This window comes from Streptomyces sp. NPDC050856 (assembly GCF_040653855.1).
Classification (GTDB): Bacteria; Actinomycetota; Actinomycetes; order Streptomycetales; family Streptomycetaceae; genus Streptomyces.
Genome location: NZ_JBFAGV010000014.1, coordinates 81,334 through 104,993, shown reverse-complemented (window position 1 = coordinate 104,993; position 23,660 = coordinate 81,334). Strand labels below are relative to the sequence as shown.

Genomic DNA, 23,660 nt, shown 5'->3' with positions numbered 1-23,660 from the left:
CCGGCGCCGTGGTCATGAACGGATCTTCGGCGCGACCCACAGCGGGCGTAGGCACGCGAGAAGCGGTAGGCGCGCAGACGGAAACAGGTGAGGCACCTACTGCATTCAGTAGGTGCCTCACCTGGTGTTTCAGCTGTCGGGGTGGCGGGATTTGAACCCACGACCTCTTCGTCCCGAACGAAGGTCACGCAGGGCCGATGCCTGCCGATGCTGACGTTTGAGCAGGTCAAGATGTTGGTGTGGATTGTTCTAGGGCGGTTTCGCAGGGGCTCTGGGAGAAGATCTTCTCCCAAATTTCTCCCAAGCGCTGCTCTGGTAGTTAGGGGGCCGCTCCCGCGCATGGCGTTGCTTGAGCGAATTTGCGCAATACGGAAGGGGTTCGACTCCCCTAGGCTCAACGGGAAAACGGCTCTAAACTGCGGATACGTGGTGTGATGGGCATTTTATGCGCATCAGTAGGCACACCCGCGCTCACTACCCTTCAGGAAGCTCCTATCCTGCTCGGGGTTCACGGCTCTGGTTCTCCGCCGCGTGTCCCCTGGGCTCGTGCGTTCGTGGCTTCTGGGAGGGGAGCCCCGCATTGCTAGCTTGCGTATGGACGCAGGTATGGGTGGCAGGGCTTTAGGCCGCGCCGCACGCAGGGCATGTTCTCCGGTCTGAGTGAGCGACGGGGGGCGACACCGTCCGCTTCGATCGGGGAGAGGCTGGATCTCGCCAACGGTGAGGACAGCCGCGATCGGCGGTACTACTCTCCGTGTGGTGATAGCTGCACAGGGGATGACAGAAGACGAGACGTGCCGGGCACTGGTCATACCTGCCCTCGCGGATTCCGGGTGGACCAGTGATCAGATTCGCCCGCAGTTCCGCATCAACGACGGCCGGCTCACGCCCACGCCGAAGCGGCACGTCTACGGCGACCCTCTGGTTGCCGATTATGTGCTTGAGTACGCGCCGGACGTTCCCATCGGTGTCGTCGAGGCCAAGCGCTACCGCGTCGATGCCAACGACGGTGTGGAGCAGGCTCGTCGGTACGCTGCGAAGCTCGGGCTGTCCTTCGCCTACGCCACCAACGGCCGGCAGATCGTGGAGATCGACTACAGCGGTACTGCTCCCACAATCCGGGAGCTCGACCGTTTCCCCTCCCCCGAGGAGCTGTGGAGCCGCTATCTGGCCGACCAGCAGGCGGACTCCAGCGTCGGGCGCGAACTCCTGGCCGCCCCCTACGATCACACACTGCGAAATTCGGACAACACCGCCAAGCGGCCGCGCTACTACCAGCGCGTCGCGGTAGCCCGCACCCTCGCGGCCATCGCCGCAGGGCAAAAGCGGATCCTTCTCGTGCTGGCCACCGGTACAGGGAAGACCATGGTGGCCCTTCAGACGGTTGCCAAGCTCTACAGGTCCCAGTGGACCTCCGGCCGCAAGCCCAGGGTTCTGTACCTGTCGGACCGCTCGATGCTTGTCGACGACCCCAAGGACAAGTACTTTCTCCCCGTCTTCGGCCAAGACGACGTCCACAAGATCAGTGGCGAGCCCGTGCGAGGCCGGAAAATCTACTTCGCTCTGTACCAGGCGCTGGAGAAGGGCGATGAGGAGGAACTTTTCCGTCGCTACGAACCCGACTACTTCGATCTTGTCATTGTGGACGAGTGCCATCGGGGCAGCGCCCGGGACAACTCGCAGTGGCGTCGCGTGCTGGAGCACTTCTCACCTGCGACCCAGCTCGGGCTGACCGCCACCCCGATCAGTAAGAAGGAGGCCGACACCTTCGACTACTTTGGCGAGCCCGTCTACACCTACTCGCTGGCCGACGGCATCGAGGACGGCTTCCTGGCCCCGTACCGGGTGCGCCGGGTCCGGCTCAACGTGGACATGGAGGGCTACCAAACCGAGCCAGGGCAGCGGGACAAGTACGGGAACGAAATCCCGGAGGGCGTTTATGGCCCGAAGGACTTCGAGCGGGTCATGGTGATCCTGGAGCGCACGGAGGCGGCGGCGCAGTACGTCATCGACTACCTGCGCTCCACCGCGGAGGACGGCAAGCACGGCAAGACCATCGTGTTCTGCGAGGACAACAACCACGCCGCGCGCATGCGCACGGCCCTCTTCAATGCGGCCTCGGCGGAGGTGCAGGCGCACCACGACTATGTCGTGCGGATCACCGACGCCGACGGCCCTCATGGCCGGGCTCTGCTGGATGACTTCCGCAAGGACGAATCCGACGAACCAGTGATCGCCGTGACGTCGAAGCTGCTCAACACCGGTATTGACCTGCCGGCCGTACGCAACATCGTCCTGTTCCGGCGCATCGGCTCGATGCCCGAGTTCAAACAGACCATCGGTCGGGGCACCCGCCTGTGCCCGGAGATCGGCAAGGGGTCCTTCGACATCATCGACTTCGTCGAGGCCACCCGGCTCTTCAACGACCCCGGGTTCGACGGTCCTCCTCTCCGCGTCGTACGCGATACCGCCGACGAGCAAGGGCATGTGGTCGGGAGCGCACCGGAGACTCCCGAGGGCGACGAGATCGATTCGGAGAGCGTGGCCGAGCCCGAGGCGGCGTACGACCAGACGGAGGGCGGCAGCTTCGACGAGCCCCGTGCCGATGGCAGGGTGGACGACCCTGACGAGGTGGACCGCATCCAATCCCGCGGCAGGCGCTACGTGGTCAACGGAGTACACGTCTACAAGTGGGGCGAGCGGCGCTACCAGCTCGACACGGACGGCCGGACTATGAGGCTGGTGACCATCCAGCAGTGGGTACACGACCGCGTACTCGAACTCGACCTTGCACCGGACAAGCTGCGCTCCCAGTGGGCCGTCGCCAAGAGCCGGCGCGAACTCATGGCCATCCTGCACACCGCAGACGTCGAGGCGGAGGAACTGCCTGAGGAGTTCGGCAGCCCGGATGTCGATCCGGTCGACCTGCTTCTCAACGTCGCCTGGGGACTGCCGCTGGTCAGCCGGGAGGAACGGCTGTACCGGTTCCTGCACGAGCACCGTGACTTCCTGGAGTCCTTCCAGCCTCAAGCCCGACAGGTGCTGGAGGAGATGCTGCTGAAGTTCGCCGAGCATGGCTCGCCCCAGCTCAAGCCGGAAACCCTCGGGGTGCGCCCGTTCACCGAGATGGGTTCGGTGGTCGAGCTGGCAAACCGCTTCGGCGGCGCCAAGTCTCTGCACGAGGCCATTGACGAGCTGAGCAAGCGGCTATTGGAAGCTTCATGAGTAAAGTAAAACTGTAGTTTGATGTTGATAGGGGACGCTAAACTAAAGACGACTGTTAGGTATTCGTACCTGATAGGCTGGGAAGGTGCTCAGGGACCGTACGGACACCAGGGCTGCCCTCTGGCGCATCGCCAGCGGGCAGCGTGGTTACTTCACAGCAGCTCAGGCGCTTGAGGCTGGGTACTCGTATCAAGCCCAGCGGTACCACGCTCAGCGTGGCAACTGGACGGCCGTCGACCGTGGTATCTACCGCTTCCGTGAGTTCGACGTCCTGCCCGGTGGTGAGGACGACCATCTGGTCCGCTGGTTCCTGTGGAGCAAGGGGCGCGCGATCGTTTCCCACACCACCGCCCTGTCTGTCCACGACCTGGGGACGGCCAACCCCTCACAGATCCACCTCACAGTCCGTCCCGGTTTTCGGCAGAAAGACGATGCCGTGACCCTTCACCGGGCCGAACTCGCCCAGGACGAGATCGAGGAGCGCGACGGCTACCGCGTGACGACACCGGTACGGGCGATCATCGAGTGCGCGGCCGCGCAGGTGGACCAGGACGTAGTGGACTCCGCCGTCGCCGAGGCTCTGGTACGGGGGCTGGCTACCCGGCGACGCCTCCTGCACACGGCCCAGCGGCTGGGCGCACGAGCGGAACTCGGTATCGAGCGGGCGCTTCAGGAGACGCAGTGACCGATCGCTATCGTGACGCCACCGCGCTCCGGCGGGCTCTTGAGGTCCGGCTCAAGCAACAGGCAGCCGATACTGGTACAGACCTAGCCAGGCGGCGCCGTCTCGTCGTCTTCGACCGAGTCGCAGCCCGCCTCTCCGCTGACCTGGCAGCGGGCTGGGTCCTCAAAGGCGGGGCAGTGATGGAGTTCCGTCTGCGTGGCAGAGCGCGAACAACCAAGGACATGGACCTCGCTGCCCGCCCGGACGGCGAACCGGGACTTGACGGCCCAGCAGTGCGTGAACTCCTCATCGACGTACTCGCAGTGGACGAGGACAAGGATGGCTTTTTGTTCCAGGTGTCCCCTCCCATCGAGCTCAAGGCGGACACGGCAGGGCGGGGCGGCTGGCGTTTCTCCGTCGAGTCCCGACTGGCGGGCAGGACCTTCGCGACCGTACGCATCGATGTCGTCGCACGGGGAGAGGAGATCGCCCTGACCGAGAGGCTTCCGCTGCCCAACACCCTGGGCTTCGCCGGAACTCCGCCCCGGGACATCGAGGCTGTGGATCGCCGGCAGCACTTTGCCGAGAAGCTGCACGCCTTCACCCGCGACTACGGCGACCGACCCAACACCAGAGTCAAGGACCTGGTGGACCTGGTACTACTCATCGAGAGCGGCCTGGTCCCGGACACATCCGTAGTCGATGCCGTACGACATGTATTCGCCGTACGGGCGACACATGAGGTGCCAGCGGTGCTCCCGGAACCACCACCGAGCTGGGCCCAAATTTACCCCGAACTGGCCGAGGGCCTCACCGATACTGCCCCTCGACTCGACGCCGCGCTCGACTTGGTGTGCGGATTCTGGTGCGAGGCATCTGACAACGGCGAAGCCGAACCGAAGCAGAAAGACTGAGATGGCGTCCACCAAGAAGAAGGCGGCTGTGGCCACCACGTCAAGGGCGCGACTCGCGTCCGTCATCAAGTCGGCACGCGACACCATGCGCAAGGACGCCGGACTTAATGGTGACCTCGACCGCCTCCCCCAGCTCTCCTGGCTGCTGTTCCTCAAGGCGTTCGACCAGCGTGTCGAGCAGGTAGGGCCGCTGCTTGATCCCGACTACCGTCCGGCGATCGAGAAGCCGTACCGGTGGGAGGACTGGGCGACGAAGCCGGACTTCAGCGGCAACGAGCTGAAGACCTTCGTCAACGACGAACTCATCCCGCATCTTGCCGGGCTGAAGGGCGCCGACGGCGACGCCGAGGACCCGCGGAACGTTCTGTCGACCATCTTCAAGGACGTCAACAACCGAATGCAGTCCGGGACCCTCCTACGGGACCTGGTGAACCTGGTGGACGAGATCCACTTCGACTCCTCGGACGACATCCACACGATGGCGTTCCTCTACGAGTCGATCCTCAAGGAGATGCGAGACGCAGCCGGCGACTCCGGCGAGTTCTACACCCCTCGCCCCGTCAACCGCTTCATGGTGCAGCAATCCTTCCTCAGACTCGGAGAGTCGATTCTCGACCCGGCCTGCGGTACTGGAGGCTTCCTGGTCCAGGCATACGAGGACCTAGTGCAGCGCGTGGAGACCGACACCCAGCGCAGGCAGCTGCACGACGACATCCGCGGCATCGAGAAGAAGTCGCTCCCATACCTGTTGGCCAGCATGAACCTGCTGCTGCACGGTATCGGCGCGCCACGGTTGGTCCGAGAGAACGCCCTGCTGCAGATGCGGGACGCTACGGCAGCGGACCGGGTGGACGTGGTGCTGACGAACCCGCCGTTCGGGGGTGAGGAAGAGCGGTCAGTGGTCGAGAAGTTCCCGAAGGGCTACCAGACTCAGGAGACATCCTGGCTCTTCCTGCACGCCATCCTTGATCAGCTGAAGAAGGGCGGACGCTGCGCGATTGTCCTGCCGAACGGCAGCCTCTTCACCAGCGGCGAGAACAGCATCGGTGCTCGCATCAAGCAGAAGCTGATGAAGGAGTGCAACCTGCACACCATCGTCCGCCTGCCCCAGGGCGTCTTCGCGCCGTACACGCAGATTCCGTCGAACCTGCTGTTCTTCGAGAAGGGCAAGCCAACGGAGGAGGTCTGGTTCTACGAGCTCCCCCTTCCGGATGGCCGCCGCAGCTATACCAAGACCAAGCCGATGCGGTTCGAGGAGTTCGAGCCGTGCGTGGAGTGGTGGGGCGGTGCAAAACGGGAGGGCCGCGAAGAGGGCGGCAATGCGTGGAAGGTAGCGGCTACTGAGATCGAAAAGGCGGGCTTCAACCTCGACATCCCGAATCCGCATGGTGGGGAGGACCTGGCGCATCGATCGCCGGAGGATCTTGTGAATGAGCTCATTAAGACGGAGAACGAGATTCTGGGGCTGCTGAAGGAGCTGCGCGACGAGGTAGGGGTCAGCTGTGGAGGTGAATGAGGTTCAGCTTGGTGACGTCCTGACGCTGGAACGTATCCCCGTCGACGTCGATCCCGATGCCGAGTACAGGCAGATCGGTATCAAGTCTTTCGGCAACGGGATCTTTCATCGTGATCCCTGCTTGGGTTGTGATCTGAGCAAGCTCAAATATTTTGAGGTCCATCCTGGTCGGCTTATCGTCAGTAACATCATGGCCTGGGAGGGCGCCATCGGTATCTCGACGGAGAGTGAGGAGGGTTTCGTCGGGTCTGCTAGGTTTCTGAGCTATCGTCCTACTGGTGACGTCGATATTCGATACCTGAACTACTATTTCCAGAGCGCGGACGGACTCTCATTGATCCGTTCAGCTTCAACGGGGACTGTAGCCCGTAACCAGACCCTCTCGCCGAAGAACTTCGAGAAGGCTACGGTGTCTCTTCCTGCCCCGGACGAGCAGCGTCGGGTCTCCGACAAGCTCGATAAGCTCATGTCGAAACTTGGCACAACGGTCGCAGTCTCTCCTGGTGCGGAAGATGCCCGCCAGCTTGCGGTATCTGGGCTCGATCAGGTACTCGCCCGCTGGGCAACCGGCACCGTTAGGGTGGACGATGCCTGCACGCTGGTAAGTGACACTGTCCATCCTGGTGACGACCCAAGCCCGGCCAGAGAGTTCGTGGGCCTGGAACACATTGCACCACACCTCGGTACACGAATCGGATCACGCCCGCTCGGTGATGAGAAGGGACGGAAGTTCAGGTTCGCAGCTGGGGATGTTCTCTATGGTTACCTGCGCCCGTATCTAAACAAGGTGTGGCTCTCCGACCGGGCTGGGCTGTGTAGTGTGGAGCAGTATGTACTGCGTCCTAACGGCATCATGCCTGGCGAGCTTCTTGCGGCTGGCCTGCGGAGCAAATCCACTCTGGACAAGGTCCTAAATGCCACTCATAATCTCCAGCTTCCGCGCCTTCGCTCTGGTCTTCTCATGGCCATGGAGATTCCCAGCATTCCGCGCGACCGCCACAAGCAGGCGACAGCCGATGTTAATGCATTCATGCAGAAAGTTCGGACCCTTGAAAACCGCCAGCGCCACCGCGATGAACTTCTGACCGCTGTCCGCCCCGCCCTCCTCAACGCCGCGTTCTCCGGACAGCTGTAGCCGGCCCGGAGCCGACTCTCAGCCGGAGGTAGCCTCCACTCGACGCCATTCCCGGTCCGTGACCACCACATGGTCCAGGAACCGGAGCCCGACCGCCTCTGCTCCCGCCGCCAAACGGGCTGTCGCGCCGCGGTCGGGCTCGCTGGGCTCCACGCGGCCTGTGGGGTGGTTGTGGGCTACGCCGAAGGCCGTGCCGCTGGTGGCCAGGACCAGGGCCAGCACATCGCGGACAGGAAGAAGAGAGCGGTCAACCGCGCCCTCGGTCAGCATCGTCTTCCGCAGTACCGCGCCAGCCGCGTCGCACACCACGACCACGACCCGCTCGTGCCTCAGGCCCCTCAGCAGCGGTGCTGCGATCCTGGCCAGGTCAGCGGATCCGCGAACGTATTGCCGACTCTGGACCTCGGCTGGTGCTGCCCGGCGCCCCAGCTGAAAGGCGGCCGCGACCCGCGCCGCCTTCGCCGGCCCCATCCCCGGTAGCCCCGCCATCATCTCGTGTGCCGGTGTCCGGGAGAGTTCGTACAGTCCGCCGTGCCGGGCGATGAGCTGCCCCGCCAATTCCACCGCATCGCAACCGCCCGTGCCTGAGCCAATCAGCAGGGCAAGGAGTTCGCGGTCGGAGAGCGCTTCCGCTCCTCGGTCCAGCAGCCGCTCCCGGGGCCGATCAGCAGCCGGTACATCCGTCATCCGCATTCCGGCCCCACCTCAGCCATCAGTCCGCAGAATCGCGGTCGATCGGTTCGTCCAGGAGGGAGTCGGAGTCCGCTTCCTCCTCCAGCCCCTCGTCGTCGGGCAATGACTGCGCCTCACCCCTCGCGGCAGGACTCACCGGTCCCGCCGCTCCACCGATCAACTGCATCAACCGCCGGTGCAACGTCTCCGACCTCACGCGCAGAAATGTGTCGTAGTCGTCCCGCAGCGCCGCCTGGTAGGCGTCTTCCTCTACCAGGCAGGTGTTCAACCGCTCGCGTAGCGGTCCCTCGCCCTCGATATCGGCCAGGTCCCGCAGATACTGCGAGGGCGGCCGGTCGGTCACCCAGATGTTGCTGTGGGAGGTCAGCATGACCAGATTGCCGCAGACGTTCGCCCCGGCGCTGCTCACCCCGCGCGACCGCAGAAACGCCTTGGGAAAGAAGTGATGGAACTCCTTGTCGTTCTGCCACGACAAGGCCCTGCCCACGTCGATCCGTTGCCCGGTGAGCAGGTCCAGCGGGTCCTCGTACGCAAGGAGGAGAGCGAGGAGCTTGCTCGGTGCGTTCCGTTTGGAGAAAGCGCTCCGCCGCCACACGGCGCTCCGGGGGAGTGCCGCTCCCGTCTCGATCTCTTGGGCCTCACCCTTGGCGAAGGAAGTGATCGCCTGCAGGTCGGGACCCATCTGGGCCTCGCTCCAGCCCTTAAAGTACTCACCGCTCGCGGTCAGCCAGAACCAGCGGCGCAACGCGTCGTACTGCGCGGACGAAGGCTTCGGTAGCTGCCGGAACATTTCGACGAGCACCGCGAACTGGTTGTAGTAGGGCAGCGCATCGGCCTTCGGTGTACGGATCTGGGTGCTGAGGAAATCCACCGCCCGCTCGGCCGCCTTCGCCGCGTCGGCCACAGCCTCCCGCAACCGCTCCTTGTCGAGTTCTCTCAGACGGTTGATGTCCTTGGTGGAGAACCCGAATCCGGACGCAACCGCGATCGTGCGGAGCATGGTCTTGGTGTCGACCCGGCCGTAGCGCTTCGCGTCGAGGACCTGGAGCAGTGATTCGATCTCCTCCTTGAGGTCGAAGTCGGGGCTCCATGTGCCGGCCCGCGCCACGTCGACGATGTTCATCGTCGTGCCCGTGCTGTTGATCCGTACGAAGACCTCCGCCGACTCCTCCGCCGACATGTGGTCCAAGGTCACCACTGGCACCAGGTAATTGGCGAACTGCTCGTACAGCTCGGTCGCGCGCTCGCGCAGCTCGGGGGACAACTCGGCCACCTGCCCGAAGAGGGATCCCGCCGAGCTCACCTTCCGCATGGGGATGATGTGCGGTCCGGTCGGGCTCTCCGGGTTGCGCTGGAAGAAGCGCTCCCCTTCCAGGTCGTAGGCGATGTCCCAGGAGCCGGTGCCGCCGTGCAGTGCGCCGATGATGCTAGCGAGCCTCTGCTGGCCGTCGAGGATGTACTTGACCGGACGACCTGGACACGGCGGGTCCACCTCCAAGCCCGCGACGGTCTCCTCGCTGGCGAGTTGCTCTGTGGTATCCCACAGCAGCAGGCTGCCGATGGGGTAGTTGCGCAGCACCGAATCCAGGAGGTGGAGGATCTGGTGCGGCCCCCACACGAACGCCCGCTGGTACTTCGGCAGCACGATCTCGCCGGTCAGCACACGGTCTGCGAGCCGGGAGACTGGGACGATCGTCGGTTCCGGGCTGGCGGACTGGCGCCTGCGGCCTGTTGTGCTCACTGAGCATGCCCCCCATAGGCCGTGATCTTTGGAAGATTCGTTCGCTGTGAATTCTACGGAGCAGCACTGACAGACAGACGCCCTCGAGATCGGATTGGCACAGATGCTTCGGCACTATCGTGCCCAGCAGAGCTCACTCTCGCGGCGGCCGGACGCTGGCAGCCTTCAGCAGGAGGAGAGACCTTTGCGCGCGGTTCTGTGGGAGCCCGGGAGTGAGATCCCCCGGGCCAGCCCGACAGGGGTTGCCCCCCAACACGCTTTCCAAATTTTCGTATGGGGGTCCAGCGAGGGCCGTACCCGTCCTGACCTGCGGCGGAGCGTTCGCGGCGACACCGTCCGGACGGTGCTGGGCGGAGGCGAATGAGACCACGAATGAGACCACGCTGGGTGGCCCGTCCAGCTTCCGCGATGCTGTCAGGCTTGGATGGTGAAGGCGGGCTCGTAACCTTCATCGATCTTGATGTCTTCGTAAACCACGGTCTCGCACAACCGGTTCCAGCGGTTGCCGAGGAGGACCGCGAGTCCCTTTGGGCAGGCGAGGAAGAGGTGCATGCGCCGCACAGGACGGGCTACGCGGCGAAGATGGTTGCGAATCCCGACGGCCAAGGCGTTTGCTGTTGAGCTATCGGGAACGGAGTTGTCCTTCGCCACGCCCCCGGGCGGTGTGTAGATCACGAGCTTGGCGACCGGCAGGTTCTGCACGCGCAGGTACTCCAGGATGTCGTCGGTCGGATCGGTCGCGACGGCGATGGCAACGGCGAGCTCGTCGCCCTGACCGAGTGGGTGCTCTGCGGTTCCGGGGACCAAGGCGTGGTCGTACGCATCGTTGGTGGACCAGAGCTGGCCACGCTGATCGGCAGCGAGATCGGTCCCGGTCACCATGCGAAAGGTGGTGCCGACCAAGAAGGCTGGTGCCAGCCGGATGCTGCCGGTGACCGAGATGGCGGTGGTGCCTGCGGGAAGGTGCCCGGGGGCGGCCTCGATTTCCGCTTGGAGCTGGGTCCAGGTGTTCGGAGGGGCGGGACGGCGCTTGGTGAAGTCGGAGTCGCCGTCGAGGCGGTCGACCCAGTCGATGGCGTGGTCGGCGGTGCGGGCCATCGGATCGGGCTTGAGAGTGGCAATCGACAGGATGGCCTGAGCTGGGCCATCCTTTAGACCGAGGGTTTCCACGGCGGACCGGACCATCTCCAGGGTGAGCTTGCGCCTGCCATCGCGAACCATTTCGGCGACCCAATCCGCACCGATCTTCAGCGCCTGCTCATCGTGGCGCAGACCCGTGAGGGCCATCAGCAACCGCAGGTGCTCCTGGTACCGGACTATGTCCTGGGCGAGGTCGAAACGCAGCACGGACAGAAGTTCACCGAGTTCGGTCTCGGTCAGGCCGGCTGCCTGGGCCCAGCGGGCACGGGCCCGACCGAGCTTCGATGCGGCGCCCCCCGCTGCCGCCTTGGGCATCAGGAGACCTGTGCGGGCATCGCGCACGGCCACCAGCTCGTCACCCGGGTCGGGCGCGCGGTTGCTGACGAGCACCAGCTCCGCGCTGTCGCCGTCCGCGGTCAACTGACGCCATGCCTTGGCGATCTTCTTGAGGACCGACGGGCCGCCGTCCTTGCTGCGTTTGGTCAGGTACTCCTCGTTGACGGGCGTAGAGCTGTCCACCGCGTACTTGACCTGCTTGTAGGTGCTCGGCGGGGCGTCGCGCAGAAGGACGACGTCGTCGAGATTTCCGACTCCGTCGAGTTCCACGCCGACGCATCGGACCGGGTTGTGTGAGCGCGCGGCGTTCTCGCGTAGGAGGCACAGGCAGGCATCCCAGACGGCGAGCCACTGGTAGTAGTCGCCCATGGTCCGAACGCTCGTGGGACCGGGAGCAGGGAGGGGTTCCATCAGCGCTCCTCGGTAAAGACAGGGGTGGGCTGGAGGTCTTCGGCGAGGGAGAGAAGGTCCTCGTCGTACACCGGCCTGTCAGGGAAGGCGCGGAAGACGGCGGCCGGGACCAAGCGCTGGGTGAGGTCGGAGAAGGTGTAGCCGGGCCGGTAGGTGGTGGCGCCGGTCAGTGTAGCGATCTTGCTGACGGTTGCGGTCCCGATGCCGAGTCCTTCCAGCGCCTGGGTGAGGACAGCGTGGCGCTGCTCGTCGTTGGGGCGGGTGAAAGTGAAGGTCACCGCAGCGCGGCGCATGAGGGCGGGGTCGAGGGCGCCGACGCGGTTGGTGCACAGTACGACGATGACTGGGACCTGGTTGCTGGCGAGGCTGTCGATGCCTGCCAGGAAGGCGTCGACGCCGGCCCGGTCCTCGTGGTGCATCTGCTGGGCTTCGCGGGACTGGACGAGGGCGTCGGCCTCGTCGACGACAAGGATCTGGACGGATCGCACACCGCGAGGGCCGGTTGCACGTTGGCCCGCATCCTGGATGTGGGTGAAGGCGTCGCCGATGAGGGACGTCATCTCGCCGACCAGGCCGCTGCCGCGAGTTGCGAGCTTGAGCCTGTACAAATAGACGGGCAAGTTGAGGTAGTCGGAGAGATCGCAGCCGAATGACTCGGCAAGGGCTGACTTTCCGGAGCCGACGTCGCCAGCGAAGACGAACAGTGGCGCGCGGTCAGCGAACAAGGTGAGTGCGGCGACATCGCCGCCGTGGTGGGTGGCGGCCCAAGCCTGGAGGCGGCGGGGGTCTGCGAGCAGAGCAGCCTCCTTGCGCAGGCGCAGCTTTATGTCATCCAGGCCCACGAGTCGGTCGTAGCGGGCGCGGCGGGTGCTCTCGGGCAGTTCGATGACGGGGTGGAACAGATCGTCCTGGCTGGTCACGTGCTCGTCCTCCTACTGGTAGCTCTGGGCTAGAAGGCGACGTAGACGTCGCGGGCAACGCCAGCGCCGTTGCGGGCATAGCTGTGACCGGCCGCGCTGGTGCCCGCGAGTGCGGTCGGGGCGTCGCCGGTCGTGCGGGAGATCGGCAGGTTTCCCTTGACTCCGGCCTGTTCGCTGCTGGACAAGTCCGAGAATGCGGAGCTGTAGGTCAGGTAGCTGTAAAAGCGGCAGCCCGCGAGCTCGGTTGAGTCCGGGAGGCTGCCCGGCCGCCCGTCGGTGAGCTGGCCGCCGAGGGTGGCCTTGTAACGCAGGCGCAACTTCCAGGCGTTGCTTCCAGGATCGCGAAAGCCGTAGTCGACCGTGTCGAGATACCCGTCCCGCAGGAGGAGGGCGACCTCTTCGACGTAGTTGTCGATGCTGCTCAAGGCAGGCGCGCCGAAGTAGTTGTGTAGTACGCGCAGGTCCGCGCCGATCTTTCCGCCGATGTATCGGGCGTCGGTGATCGTGAACGAGGCCGATCTAGTGTACGAGCCGGTCATTACTACGCTCCCGGGAAAGTAGGGCCGAACAGCTCGCGCCAGGCGTCGTTCGCGTCACCCTTCGTGGTTGCGTGGGCGGCCCACGCGACGGTGTCGAGCGTCGTCTTGGCATGCTTCACCAGCCGCTGACGGTCCAGTTCGGTATAGGTGGAGGTGACGTTGTTCTCTGGGTTGACCGGGTCCCAGACTTGGATGGGGGCCCAGGAGGGCGCGATCTCATTGGCCTCGTAGTAGTCGGTGAACACGATCGGCTGCTGCAGGCCGGTACGGACGATGTAGGAGAGCACCTGCTCGATCGCTCGCGGGTAGTCGTTGACCTGGAGCGACTCGCCGTTCCAGCCGGTCTCCCACAAATGGGCGACCAGAAGTTCGAGCAGAAACGACTTGCAGCGCAGGTCCGGGTCGGTGATCTTGCTCTCCCGGATCCACGCCTTCAGGAGACGGATCAGCTCTCGGTAGGCATCGCCGGCGGCGTCATTCCGCTTCCTCATGAACTGCAGGTGCAGGGTGACCGACGTGAGCACCTTGATGCCCTTGCTGGTGACCAAGTAGCCCTTGTCGTCTGGCTCTCCGGTGTAGAGCACTGGTACGACATCGATCTTCAAGCCGGTGTCTCGCATGGTGATACCTACGGCGTGGTCCGACGGGACGAAGTCGTCTGCGACCTTGGTCTTGCCGTACACCTCGATGCAGCGGTCCCGCAGCCAGTCCAGCACGGTGGAGACATCGACCTTGGGGTCGGCGACACGTAGGTAGGCGGCCACGTCTGCATCGGAGCCCTCTCCGCTGCGCCGCCGGATCGCGGTGTGCTTGGCCGTGCTCCCGGAGGCCCGGAGCTTGACCAGGTCGAAGTTCGGGTGGTCGGCGATGTAGCTCTCCAGCCGCTCCCTGAGGTGGTTCACCTGCCGACGACGCTCCTTCGCCTCCTCCCTCGGCACGTTCACCTTGTTGCCCGCGAAGGTCTTGAGGACCTCGTGATCGACATAGAGTTCCCCTGCCATGTCCTGGCCACCTTTCACTCAAACGGGCCAACTCGGCCGTAGCACAGGCATATCACCTGCCACTGACAATCCCGGGTGCACTTGACAACGGCGGTGCTACGCCGCTTGTCAATCCGAGCCAGCTCCGCCCCGCACTGTCGTCCCGGCACAGCGAGTCGGTCGAGTAGGCGTGCTCTCTTGATGCACTGCTCCACGTCGCTGCGGCAGATCGTTCCTGGTAGCCATGGGACGATGCCCCATCTCGGCGCTTACGTGCAGAGGGCCGTGGCGCCAGGCCGCAGCGAGCCGGGGTATTCCACGCCCGAGCTCTCTTCCTCCTTGGCGGGGAGCGCGTGACGACCGGGACTTCCTGAACAGCGGACGGTGCTGGCCTTGGAGTTCGAGACCGACGCCTTCACCGACCACTAGTTCAACGCGGTGCTCAACTGCAGGTGGCCAAGTCGCCGGATGGTGGGCCGTCGTCCCTGCAAGAACCTCTGGCGCTCAGTTCTATCCGCTGGTTTCGGCAATCGCCGCGCGACGGGAACAACGGAACTGGCTCAATGGACACATGGAGATGGGTGAACACTGGGCCTACCGAGCGAGGCCGAAGGAGCTGGGCGGCCCGGTTCGGCGGGTCGAGGTCGTACGGGTAGGTGGTCGTGGCCGGGCTGATTGGCTCCACGTGCGGATCCTCGACGGTGACGACGCCGGACTGCAGGAGTGGGTCGACGCGACGTCCCTCGTGGCGAGCTGGGAGGACGTCGAGGCGTTCCGCGCGGACGACGCGAGCGAGCTCGCTTTGGCCGAGGCGTCGCGGCACGTGCGGGGGAGCGCCGACTTCGAGGCCGCACGGTTGATCCTCGGGTTCGTCCGCCCGAAGAGCAAGCTGCGGCTGCGGCGCAGTGTCGCGGACGCAGGGATCCTGGAGATGGGCAGTCTCGACGGCAGCGCTCCCCTTGTCGGCATGGATCCCGCGGAGCTGCGAGGCGATCCGATGGTCTACGAGAACCGCCACGGCATGTGTCTGGCCGGGTGGCCGGTCACCGAGCGCATTGCCCGCCTTGTGGCCGGCCGTCTCGCCGAGGACATCCTTCCGGAGGTGGACCGCAGGCAGCAGGCCATCGATCAGGAGCGCACGCAGTCCTCCTGGTACTCCTACAGCCGCCGGGACGACCGTAAGCTGGACGCGGAAGCGGCCGTCCTGCGGACCGTCCGTGAGTGGTGTGGCCAGGACAAGGCCGAGCGGTACGACGAGCTGGTCGCCCTGCGCGAGGAGGTCGTCCGACTCGGGAAGCTCGTGGAGAAGTCGGTGAAGGCCCTACGTGACCGCGGGCACGGTGTCATCGCCTCCACCATTGAGCGCGACCTTGGGGTCCATATCTCCAGCCTTGGTCCAGACGTTCGTCGGTGAAGCCGCGCCACCGCTCCGGCTCCGGCTTGGGCGGTTCGGCTTCCGCCTTAGGCTCTTCTTTCTTCGGTGGCTTCTCCTTCTCGGGCCGCTGGGGATGCCATCCGTCGAGGAAGGGCCGTAGCTGGTCGCCCGTGGGTTCCGCGTGGAGGCTGTGGGCGGTCAGGCTCCTGCCGGCTACGGTCGGGTCGATCCGGTCGGCCTCCGCCTTCCCCCACGCTGACCACTCGCGCAGTCGTCCGGCTTCGTGGGCGTCGTCCAAGGCGGAGGCGGTCTCATCGAGCGCGGCGCAGAAAGCCCGCATCTCTCCTGCGGCCCGCCACTGCGCCATGGCGGTGCCGAACCGGTCGACCCGTACGGCGTCCACCGCCTTGATCGTCGCCACGCTGACCGCATCTTCCCACTCCTGCCGCGTACGCTCCTTCTTCTCAGCCTCCCGTCGGCGGTGCTCCTCTTCTTCCTGGGCCTCTCGGAGGCGGCGTTCCTCCTCCTGCCGTTCCCGCTCCTCCCGCTGACGCCGCTGTCCCGCCTCCCACGCCAGCCGGGCCTGCTCCACTTGCTCCGCATGGGCCTTCAGGGCTCGGAGGACGGCGTCGATCTGGTCCTCCAACGGCTTCTTTGCGCTGTCGGCCCATTCCTTCTTCCAGCCGTACCCCGAGCCTTGGCTCACGTGCAGTTCCAGCTCGCCGGATGGCTCGAACCGGTGCGCAGGGGTGACCCGCTGCCAGTCGTACGTCCGCCGGCCCGGCTGCGAGGGCACGTACCGGACCTGCTTCTGCCGTTCCTTGAAGCTGATCTCGTATGTCCTGCTGTGGACCTTGAGCAGCGGCCTAGGCTGCCTGCGCTTCTTCGACACCGCGATGTCGCAGTGCAGTGCCCGGGCCTGCTCGGCGAGGAGCCGAACGAGGGAGAGCACTCGTGGGAGTACTTCGTCTGAGATTTCGAAGGCGCTGTGGTCTGCGGTGACCGCCGTGATCACGTCCTCGATGTCGGTGATCACTCGGCTGCGGGCCAGGCGGATCCGGTTCCACTCGGTGTCGTCCTCGCCCGTCACCCGCAGCAGGCCGAGGAAGAAGTCCCCCTTCGCCCGCCCGCTGTACTTCAGATGGAAGCCATCCGGAGCACACTGCCTGGCGGCGTCGAACGCCCGGCGATAGCGGGCCCGCTCTTCATCGCTTGGGTCCGGGATCCGAAGGAATCGGTCGGCCTTCTGCACCTCCGCGATCAAGGCCGCGCCGATTTCCGCCGGTGACTGCCGTGGCGGCTTCGCAGGGCGCGTTGGCGTCGGCTTCGCCTCGGGCTGGGGCGCGGCCTGCCGACGGGGAGGTGCCGCAGCCTCCGGCTTCGGTTTAATTGCTGCCGGCCTTCGCTTGCGCGGGACTGGCTCAGGGCGGTCAGGATGGTGGCCGTGTTCCAGGTAGGAGCGACCGTCATCGGTGATCTCCGCCTGCCACTTCCCACCATGCCTGGGCATGGTGATGAGGCCCCGGCCCTTGAGGGCACGGGCGGTGTGGGCGAGTTCCGGGCTCGCGGAGGTGACGGGATCCGTTCCTTCTCCGATGCGAGTGAGCAAGGCCAGCTGTCGATCGTTGAGCGGCGACCATCGGTACATGCTGACCGTCGTACCGGTCCCGCCGAGCGCCTACAACCAGAATGGTGATGTTCCCGCATTCTGCTGCCCGAGCGTCCTTACGGCCGGACAGGAAGGTCGCCGCTCCCCGTGCTGCCACCATGTTGGAGGGGCGTGCCCTGCGCCTCCCCGGTCAGCTCAGTCGGCAGAGCACTTAGAAGCGACAACCTCGCCGACTGCGCGGCCGATGCGATCACGGATTTCGTTTGCCGGCACGTACGAGAGGGCCTGATCCAAGCACTCGGCAGCGGCAGCGAACTGGACAGCCTGCTGGCGCAGGTGGGCGTCGAGGAAGGGTACGACGGCGCCCGTGGCGCTGCGCCGCGCCTCCCGTACGTACAGCACGGTGAGGGAGAAGGCCCAGCACGCGTGGAGGAAGCCGAAGACGGAACGCCGCGTGCCTCGCCAGGGGGAGAAGAAGGTGACGTCGGCGGGGAGGCTCACGTCGTGCGCGGCCAGGGCGTCGTTGAGCCAGTTGTGGGCGGCCTCGTGGATTAGGTCGCGGGCTAGGACCTCGGGGTGGACGGTGTAGTCGGTGAAGATGGTGCCGGGGAGGCGGGTGAGGGCCCAGCTGTGGAGGGTCTCGTCGAGCCGGCGGCGGTTGAGCAAGCAGATGACGGGGGCGTGCTGGGTGAGCAGCGTGCCGAAGCCGTGCTCGGTGGCGGAGGCGAGGGCGGCACGCACGATCGCCTGGGCCTCGGGCGTGGCAGAGGCGGTGTCGGGGCCGACGAGGTAGTACGCGGTTTCGGAGATCTCCGAGCGCAGCATGTCCGCAGGACGTGGGCTGAGCACGATGTGCGGGTCGACCGACAGGTGGGTCAGATCTCGCACCGTCGTATTGCGGTACCAGGCAAGGCGGTCCGCGTCACGCGCACGTGCGGCGTGTTCGGCGCCTTCGAGCAGGTGGTGGGCGATGGCGTAGTCGAGGGGGGACGAGCCGAGGCGGTTGCCGAGTACGGAGGCGATACGGCTGGTCCGGAGGCGCTGGTGGCCAGCGATGCCGTCGAGGGTGACCAGGGCTTCCGGGGAGAGAGCGCTCATCTGGGGCTCCGGGGTGGAACGGGGCCGGACCGGGACGGGCCCGGCCCCGTGGCGGGTCAGGACTCGGTGGTGGGCTCAGCGGCGTCGGGCTGCACCGTGGTGGCCAGCCAGGTCTCGGTGGCCGCGTTGGAGGTGTGTGCGGTGGTGCGCACAGGGTCGCCGTCGCGCAGGGACGCGACTGCCTCCAGGAACTCGTCGAACGTCTTGTCTTCTGCCACTGCTCGCTCTCTCCTCTGGTCGGGGCGTGGGTTGGGGGAGGGGTGGCTGTGGGGCGGGCCGCGGGGGCCGGTCATGGCGGCGAAGCCTCCTACTCGGAGACGAAGAGCGTGAGGAACTTGCGAACGCGGCCAGCACGGACAGGTTCGGTGCCATGGACGAGCTGGCTGCCGAAGACCACGAGAGTGCCGGGAGCGGGTGCGACGCTCCATCGGGTGCGGGGCATGGTGCGGAACCAGGGGGAGGACATGTCCGTCCCGTCGTGTGCGAAGCCCATCCCCTGGGCGTAACCCGACCCGGTCGGCGCCTCGTCGGTGGTCCAGACGGCGTCGCTGCCTGTGGTCTCCACGTAGAACGCGCCACCGGTGTCCTGGATGTCCGTGAGCGTGACCGTTGCGGCTGCGATCTGGCGGGGACGGGTGAGGGGATCGGGGGCGATGCCGTCGGCATGCGGGGTGATGTATTGGCCGGAGCCGTATTCCAGGTAGATCCACGGCCGGTGGCCAGTGACCGACGGCAGGGTGCGCGTGATGGCAGCCATGTGCAGCTTCAGGGCCTGATCGAGGAGGGCGGTCGCCTCGTACGGAATGTCGGTCATTTCGATCCGGCCAGCCGGCTCGTAGACGTCCTGCGCCTCGGCGGGGGAGTGACCGGGGATCTCGTGGATGGTGGTGCGGCGGGCCGTGCCGTACCGGTCGCGTCCGAGGGAGCCGAGCGTGTCCTCCATGACGAGGTTGAGCCGCTCGATCTCGTCCGGCTTGAGGAAGCCCTCCACGGTACGGATGGACAGCGTCTCGGCGATGTGGATCACTGCTCGCCTCCGCAGGCGCAGGGGGTGGACGGCGGAGCAGACGCGGCTTGGGCCAGGGCCTCCGTGAGTACGTGCACGGCCTGGGCGAGGTCCTCGAAGTACTCGGCAGGTGCGGTGCCGGCAGCGGGTACGAGATGGAGGTCGAGCGTCGGGTACGCCCGGCCGGTGGTGCGGCAGGTGAGCTCGCTGCGGCCGAGGACCAGGGAACAGGTCCCGGGCAGAGAGGGCTCGGCTCGGCCAGCGGCCCGGCACAGGCGCGCTGCCGTACGCGCGTACTCGTCGCGGTCGCGCGGCAGGATGCCGACTGAGAGGAAGCGGGGCTCGGCTCCGGGGAGGCTGGCGTAGGTGTGGCCTTGGCAGCTGTCATAGGTGACTGCGTTCCAGCCCGCGGTGAGCGCGTCGACGACCGGGCGGATGCCGGGTTCGATGCCCTCGTACCACTGGGGATGGTGGGGGTCGAGATCGTCTGCCTCGTGCACGCCGGGGAGGCCGACCGTGTTGATGTTGCCCTGGGCGCTGACCTGCAGGTGCGCGGGCGTGCGGGGCACCGTGGGGTCGTCCCAGCGGGCCAGGAACGCCGCGACGTGCTGCATGTCGTTGGGGCGGACGGGACGCCAGCGAAGCCGGGAACAGGAGGCGCCAGGCGGGAGACTCGGCTGGGCGAGGAGGGCGGCGACGCCGTCGATCAGGCGCATGCGGTGGTCGCAGTACGCGTCTTCGTCGCCCGCGGCGGCGAAGCGGAGGCGGACCGCCGGGCAGCCTGCGCCGCAGGTGTCGCGGTAGTCGCAGGTCGTGCACTTCGTGACCAGGGAGCGTGCCTGGTGAAGCAAGGGAGAGCCGCCCTGGGCGCTGGCCACGTCCGCCTCGGCGTGTACGTCGCCGAGCGCGGCGAGGCCGGCCTGCGGCCAGGGCAGCTCGTCACAGCTTCCCAGGCGGTCATCGGGATAAAGGGTGAGGACGTGGTCGCACTTCAAGTCGGAGAAGTGGCAGGAACGGGTCTGCAGACCCTTCAGACGGCGGATGACGGAGACGACGGGCTCCAGCTTGACGCGGCGGAACAGGCCGTCAGCGACCCAGTGGTGGGCGGCCTCCAACACGAAGTCGGCGTACTGACGAGGCGTGACGGCCCAAGCCGGGCCGGTGGGGCCGATGGCCCGCCGCTGGAGTGCCCGACTGGTCGGCGCACGGGATCCGGCCACAGTGGTCGACCGGGTGACCGACGCGTCGAAGCACGGCACCAGGTTGACCGTCGTCACGGCGGGAAAGGAGGCGAGGTGCTTCATGACCTCGGAGGCCCGGCCGAGGACGTACGGGGTGACGGCGCAGATGATGCCGACGTTGCGTTCCCGACGGCCGAGGAGTTCCAGGGCTTCGACCACTCGGGGGTACGTGGGGCGGCCGTCGTACCCGACGCGCCACGAGTTCCCAAGCGCGTCCCCGTCGAGGGAGATGCCGATCTCCAGCTCCGGGCAGTGCCGCTCGAACAGGTCCAGCCACGCGTCGTCGAGCTGGAGGCCGTTGGTCTGGAGGCTCACCCGGATGACGTTCCGCTGTGCGGCGAGCGCGTCCAGGATCTCCGCGATCCGTTCCGGGCCGGCGGTCAGTGGCTCCCCGCCGTGGAGTTCGATGCTGAGCGGGCGCCCGGAGAAGATCGAACCGAGGCGGTGGACCTGTGCCGCGTTGATCCGGGCGCCGCCCGGTGCCTCCTTGCGCTTCTCGAAGCAGTACAGGCAGTCGATGTCGCAGGTCTCTCCCCGGAGCTTGAGGATGACGGAGACCGCCGTGTCCGGCCCGGTGCTCGACAACGGGGCGTAGAGACTCTCCAGGTCCGTGGGGGCGGTGCGGGTGACGGGCATCAGAAGGCTCCCGAGGAGGAGAGGCGCGGGCTACGCGCCATCGGTGGAGACTGCGGACAGCCATCCGAGAAGCTGTCCGCCGGTGATGGGGATGTGGACGTCGCCACGGCGAAGGAACCACCCGTCGGCGTACCGCTGGGGCAGCCAGCCGGCGTCTGGGGTGCCCAGACTGGGAGGCTTCCGCAGCGGGTCGTCGACTGGCCAGCAGCCCAGGAGCGCTCTGGCCACGCGTCGCTGAACCGGACGGAACCACTCCCACGTCTCCGCGCGAGCCGGGGTGATCGACGGGCGGGGCGGCGCGCCGGCGAGCAGCGGCAGCCACTTGTCGCCCAGGACGGGATGGCCGGCCGCCGCGCAGTCGAGCGCAGCGAGACAGGTCTCCAGCTTCCGGCATACGACGACGACCGATTCGGCCAGGCCGTCCTCGACGAGGCCGGTCAGGTCCTCGGCGAGACTCGCCGCCACCTCGGCCTGGTCGGCAACCGCCCACCATCGGTAGCCCTGGCGCTCCCCGGGAGTGAGCACCGGATTCCAGCGTCCGGAGCCGTAGGAGAGAGCGGTACGCAGACACATGAGGTCGTGCATCGAAGCGCGTACCCGGCGGAACGAGCCGAGGTCGTCGCGGCGGACGTCGAAGGAGCGGAGCAGGTGACGGAGTTCTTCCGCACGCTGCGGCGCCGTCGCCTGGAGGTCGACACGGACGCCGTCCACGATGCGGGACTCCCACGCCGGAAGGGTGCCGTCCACGATGCCATGCAGGTCGATGTCGCTCGCCGCGTGGGCGAAGCCGCAGGCGAGGGCTCCCTCCAGCCAGACCTCGCGAGCCTCTCCGGACGCGAGCAGAGCCTGGGCGACTCTGTCGGCGATCTCCCGGCGCAGTCGTGCCGATGGGTTCACCTGTGCCCTCCTTCGATCAGGATCTTGTCGGCGGCGTTGATCTCCTTGAGGAGGTCGATGGCCCATCGGTCGAGTGCGCCGCGCACGTCGGAGCGCTGGGCGCCGATGTGGGGCGAGGCCAGGAGGTTGAGCGGCGTCGTGGAGCCGGTGAGGAGCGGCAGGTGCTCCCGCTCGACCGGGTCGAGTGCGAGGCCCGAGAGCCTCCCGTCTGCCAGTGCCCGCAGGCAGGCCGCGACGTCGAGGGTCTCCAGCCGTCCTGCGCAGATGAGCAGAGGCCGCTGCGGAGCGACGCGTGTGAGGAAGTCCTCGCCGATCAGCTGTTCGGTCGTGGGGCGCAGCGGCAGAGCGATCACGTGTACCTGCGACTGCTCCATGAGGGCTGTCGGCGATAGCTCTCGCAGACCGGGAGAGTTCGACGGCCACGCGGCGAAGGCCGTGCGGCCCACGTAGGGGGCGAGGGCCCATTCGGCGGCCAGCCCGACCGGACCCGCGCCCCAGATACCTGCGTCCAGGGTGCCGAGTGACGCCCCCATGCACGCCTGCTTCTCGTGCTGGCCGAGCAGCAGCGCGTGCTGCCCCAAGGGGATCCGCCGGGCCAGTGCGAGGGCGGCGGCGAGCACCCACTCGCCCACGGCGCCCGCGCCGGCCTCGGCGTTGCGGTGCAGCGTGATGCCACGGTGCCGGAGGGCGTTCACGTCGATGTGGTCGATGCCGGAGCCGGTCCGTACGACGTGCCGCAGGCGGGGGAGCGCGTTGAGCTCCCGTTCGCCGAGACGGATGCCGGAGCGCAGGACGAGCACGGCCGTGTCGGCGGGCAGAGGCGAGTCCAGGTCCGGCAACTCGTGTACGAGGACATCGGGCAGGGCGCGGCGGATCGCGCTCGCGTCCGCCGCACCGCGTAGCACCAGGACAGCGCTCATCTGAGGAACTCCGGCTTCTCGTACCGGCCGAACGCGAGATCGCCCTCGCCGACGACGACGGTCACGGGCGAAGGCGCGCCGAAGTACACGTCGCAGGCGCGCTTCACCCCCGGGAGCCCGTCCCAGGCCCGTGGATTGACGGCCGTGTCCGCGTAGTCGTCGACGAGCAACACGCCCGTCGGCACCAGGCGGGTGACGCAGTGCGTGAGTCCCGTGAGGGTCGAGTCGTAGAAGTCGCCGTCCAGGTAGGCGAACGCGATCTCGTCGGGCAGCTCCTTGGGAAGGGTCTCGTCAAACCATCCCGGATGGATGACCGGCGTCGGCCTGCCCCAGGCCGCGTGCGTGGCGTGCACGTGGTCCGGGGACGACCGGAGCTCGCCCGCCGCCAGATGGTCTGAGTCCTCGGCGCCGGGCGCGGGCATGCCCTGGAAGGAGTCGTAGACGTGGATCTCGCGGTCGCGGTCGCCCAGCGAGTCGAGCACGCTACGAATCCAGAGGGCCATTGCGCCCCTGTAGCAGCCGAGTTCCACCACGGGTCCCGGCAGACCGCGAGCGGCCAGGTCGGCGAGCTCGTCGGCGATCACGCGGAGCCGGTCGGCACAGACCGTCCCGGAGTGCTCCCGCAGCAGCCACTCCCGCAGATCCTTCAGCTTCGGATCCATGA

General features: G+C 66.7%; 20 protein-coding genes. 6 read left to right on the top strand and 14 right to left on the bottom strand.

Annotation, left to right across the window (positions count from 1 at the left end):
- Nucleotides 1-759 precede the first annotated feature (759 nt).
- The 5 genes from hsdR to AB0H53_RS15655 all read left to right on the top strand — a co-directional run bounded on the left by hsdR (nucleotide 760) and on the right by AB0H53_RS15655 (nucleotide 7,454).
- Complete coding sequence (gene hsdR / locus AB0H53_RS15675) at nucleotides 760-3,225, top strand: EcoAI/FtnUII family type I restriction enzme subunit R (RefSeq protein WP_362112330.1); 2,466 nt, start codon at nucleotides 760-762, stop codon at nucleotides 3,223-3,225.
- A gap of 85 nt (nucleotides 3,226-3,310) precedes the next feature.
- A complete protein-coding gene (locus AB0H53_RS15670) occupies nucleotides 3,311-3,910 on the top strand; it encodes a hypothetical protein (RefSeq protein ID WP_362112327.1) in 600 nt (199 codons plus the stop codon).
- Nucleotides 3,907-4,803, top strand: a complete 897-nt coding sequence (locus tag AB0H53_RS15665; RefSeq protein ID WP_362112324.1) for a nucleotidyl transferase AbiEii/AbiGii toxin family protein — start codon at nucleotides 3,907-3,909, stop codon at nucleotides 4,801-4,803. The genes AB0H53_RS15670 and AB0H53_RS15665 overlap by 4 nt, the downstream gene beginning before the upstream one ends.
- 1 nt (nucleotide 4,804) lies before the next feature.
- Nucleotides 4,805-6,319 (top strand): N-6 DNA methylase, encoded by a 1,515-nt coding sequence (locus tag AB0H53_RS15660; RefSeq protein ID WP_362112321.1) that lies wholly within the window; start codon nucleotides 4,805-4,807, stop codon nucleotides 6,317-6,319.
- Complete coding sequence (locus AB0H53_RS15655; protein ID WP_362112318.1) at nucleotides 6,306-7,454, top strand: hypothetical protein; 1,149 nt, start codon at nucleotides 6,306-6,308, stop codon at nucleotides 7,452-7,454. Before AB0H53_RS15660 ends, AB0H53_RS15655 begins: the two co-directional genes overlap by 14 nt.
- Nucleotides 7,455-7,472: 18 nt before the next feature.
- On the opposite strand, the gene radC is transcribed toward AB0H53_RS15655, so the two are convergent.
- The 6 genes from radC to AB0H53_RS15625 all read right to left on the bottom strand — a co-directional run bounded on the left by radC (nucleotide 7,473) and on the right by AB0H53_RS15625 (nucleotide 14,235).
- Entirely contained in the window at nucleotides 7,473-8,141 is a 669-nt protein-coding gene (radC, locus tag AB0H53_RS15650) for a DNA repair protein RadC (RefSeq protein WP_362112316.1), read from the bottom strand.
- A gap of 25 nt (nucleotides 8,142-8,166) precedes the next feature.
- Nucleotides 8,167-9,810: a DUF262 domain-containing protein gene (locus tag AB0H53_RS15645; RefSeq protein ID WP_362112313.1), complete on the bottom strand. Its 1,644-nt coding sequence runs from the start codon at nucleotides 9,808-9,810 to the stop codon at nucleotides 8,167-8,169.
- Between the two features lie 492 nt (nucleotides 9,811-10,302).
- Nucleotides 10,303-11,733, bottom strand: coding sequence for an SAVED domain-containing protein (locus tag AB0H53_RS15640; protein WP_362112310.1), 1,431 nt, complete (start codon nucleotides 11,731-11,733; stop codon nucleotides 10,303-10,305).
- A gap of 41 nt (nucleotides 11,734-11,774) precedes the next feature.
- Entirely contained in the window at nucleotides 11,775-12,695 is a 921-nt protein-coding gene (locus AB0H53_RS15635; RefSeq protein ID WP_362112307.1) for an AAA family ATPase, read from the bottom strand.
- A 29-nt stretch (nucleotides 12,696-12,724) separates the two neighbouring features.
- The gene (locus AB0H53_RS15630; RefSeq protein WP_362112304.1) at nucleotides 12,725-13,234 is read right to left on the bottom strand and encodes a hypothetical protein; all 510 of its coding nucleotides are present in this window, start codon (nucleotides 13,232-13,234) and stop codon (nucleotides 12,725-12,727) included.
- Nucleotides 13,235-13,236: 2 nt separating this feature from the next.
- Nucleotides 13,237-14,235 carry a CBASS oligonucleotide cyclase gene (locus AB0H53_RS15625; RefSeq protein WP_362112301.1) on the bottom strand — a complete coding sequence of 333 codons (999 nt, stop codon included), beginning with the start codon at nucleotides 14,233-14,235 and terminating at the stop codon, nucleotides 13,237-13,239.
- 550 nt (nucleotides 14,236-14,785) lie between these two features.
- Here AB0H53_RS15625 and AB0H53_RS15620 point away from each other — a divergent pair.
- Nucleotides 14,786-15,628, top strand: a complete 843-nt coding sequence (locus AB0H53_RS15620; RefSeq protein WP_362112298.1) for a PE-PGRS family protein — start codon at nucleotides 14,786-14,788, stop codon at nucleotides 15,626-15,628.
- Here AB0H53_RS15620 and AB0H53_RS15615 read toward each other — a convergent pair.
- The 8 genes from AB0H53_RS15615 to AB0H53_RS15580 form a co-directional block, all read right to left on the bottom strand.
- Nucleotides 15,558-17,237: a PE-PGRS family protein gene (locus AB0H53_RS15615; RefSeq protein WP_362112295.1), complete on the bottom strand. Its 1,680-nt coding sequence runs from the start codon at nucleotides 17,235-17,237 to the stop codon at nucleotides 15,558-15,560. The two genes, AB0H53_RS15620 and AB0H53_RS15615, sit on opposite strands and share 71 nt — an antisense overlap.
- A 156-nt stretch (nucleotides 17,238-17,393) precedes the next feature.
- On the bottom strand, nucleotides 17,394-18,296 hold the full coding sequence (locus AB0H53_RS15610) for an HEXXH motif-containing putative peptide modification protein (RefSeq protein WP_362112292.1): 903 nt from the start codon (nucleotides 18,294-18,296) through the stop codon (nucleotides 17,394-17,396).
- A 56-nt stretch (nucleotides 18,297-18,352) separates the two neighbouring features.
- Nucleotides 18,353-18,514 carry a hypothetical protein gene (locus tag AB0H53_RS15605; RefSeq protein ID WP_362112289.1) on the bottom strand — a complete coding sequence of 54 codons (162 nt, stop codon included), beginning with the start codon at nucleotides 18,512-18,514 and terminating at the stop codon, nucleotides 18,353-18,355.
- A gap of 89 nt (nucleotides 18,515-18,603) precedes the next feature.
- Nucleotides 18,604-19,323, bottom strand: a complete 720-nt coding sequence (locus AB0H53_RS15600; RefSeq protein ID WP_362112286.1) for a 2OG-Fe(II) oxygenase — start codon at nucleotides 19,321-19,323, stop codon at nucleotides 18,604-18,606.
- Entirely contained in the window at nucleotides 19,320-21,179 is a 1,860-nt protein-coding gene (locus AB0H53_RS15595) for a radical SAM protein (protein ID WP_362112282.1), read from the bottom strand. Before AB0H53_RS15595 ends, AB0H53_RS15600 begins: the two co-directional genes overlap by 4 nt.
- Before the next feature lie 30 nt (nucleotides 21,180-21,209).
- The gene (locus AB0H53_RS15590; RefSeq protein WP_362112280.1) at nucleotides 21,210-22,076 is read right to left on the bottom strand and encodes a hypothetical protein; all 867 of its coding nucleotides are present in this window, start codon (nucleotides 22,074-22,076) and stop codon (nucleotides 21,210-21,212) included.
- Nucleotides 22,073-22,996 carry an NAD(P)-dependent oxidoreductase gene (locus tag AB0H53_RS15585; protein ID WP_362112277.1) on the bottom strand — a complete coding sequence of 308 codons (924 nt, stop codon included), beginning with the start codon at nucleotides 22,994-22,996 and terminating at the stop codon, nucleotides 22,073-22,075. Before AB0H53_RS15585 ends, AB0H53_RS15590 begins: the two co-directional genes overlap by 4 nt.
- Entirely contained in the window at nucleotides 22,993-23,658 is a 666-nt protein-coding gene (locus AB0H53_RS15580; RefSeq protein WP_362112274.1) for a TylF/MycF/NovP-related O-methyltransferase, read from the bottom strand. The genes AB0H53_RS15585 and AB0H53_RS15580 overlap by 4 nt, the downstream gene beginning before the upstream one ends.
- Between the last annotated feature and the right edge of the window lie 2 nt (nucleotides 23,659-23,660).

Coding starts and splice junctions, on each gene's coding strand:
- AB0H53_RS15630 (WP_362112304.1), bottom strand. CDS start 13,234: ATGACCGGCTCGTACACTAGATCGGCCTCGTTCACGATCACCGACGCC.
- AB0H53_RS15640 (WP_362112310.1), bottom strand. CDS start 11,733: ATGGGCGACTACTACCAGTGGCTCGCCGTCTGGGATGCCTGCCTGTGC.
- AB0H53_RS15610 (WP_362112292.1), bottom strand. CDS start 18,296: ATGAGCGCTCTCTCCCCGGAAGCCCTGGTCACCCTCGACGGCATCGCT.
- radC (WP_362112316.1), bottom strand. CDS start 8,141: ATGACGGATGTACCGGCTGCTGATCGGCCCCGGGAGCGGCTGCTGGAC.
- AB0H53_RS15585 (WP_362112277.1), bottom strand. CDS start 22,996: ATGAGCGCTGTCCTGGTGCTACGCGGTGCGGCGGACGCGAGCGCGATC.
- AB0H53_RS15620 (WP_362112298.1), top strand. CDS start 14,786: ATGGAGATGGGTGAACACTGGGCCTACCGAGCGAGGCCGAAGGAGCTG.
- AB0H53_RS15660 (WP_362112321.1), top strand. CDS start 4,805: ATGGCGTCCACCAAGAAGAAGGCGGCTGTGGCCACCACGTCAAGGGCG.
- AB0H53_RS15580 (WP_362112274.1), bottom strand. CDS start 23,658: ATGGATCCGAAGCTGAAGGATCTGCGGGAGTGGCTGCTGCGGGAGCAC.
- AB0H53_RS15615 (WP_362112295.1), bottom strand. CDS start 17,237: ATGTACCGATGGTCGCCGCTCAACGATCGACAGCTGGCCTTGCTCACT.
- AB0H53_RS15595 (WP_362112282.1), bottom strand. CDS start 21,179: ATGCCCGTCACCCGCACCGCCCCCACGGACCTGGAGAGTCTCTACGCC.
- AB0H53_RS15625 (WP_362112301.1), bottom strand. CDS start 14,235: ATGGCAGGGGAACTCTATGTCGATCACGAGGTCCTCAAGACCTTCGCG.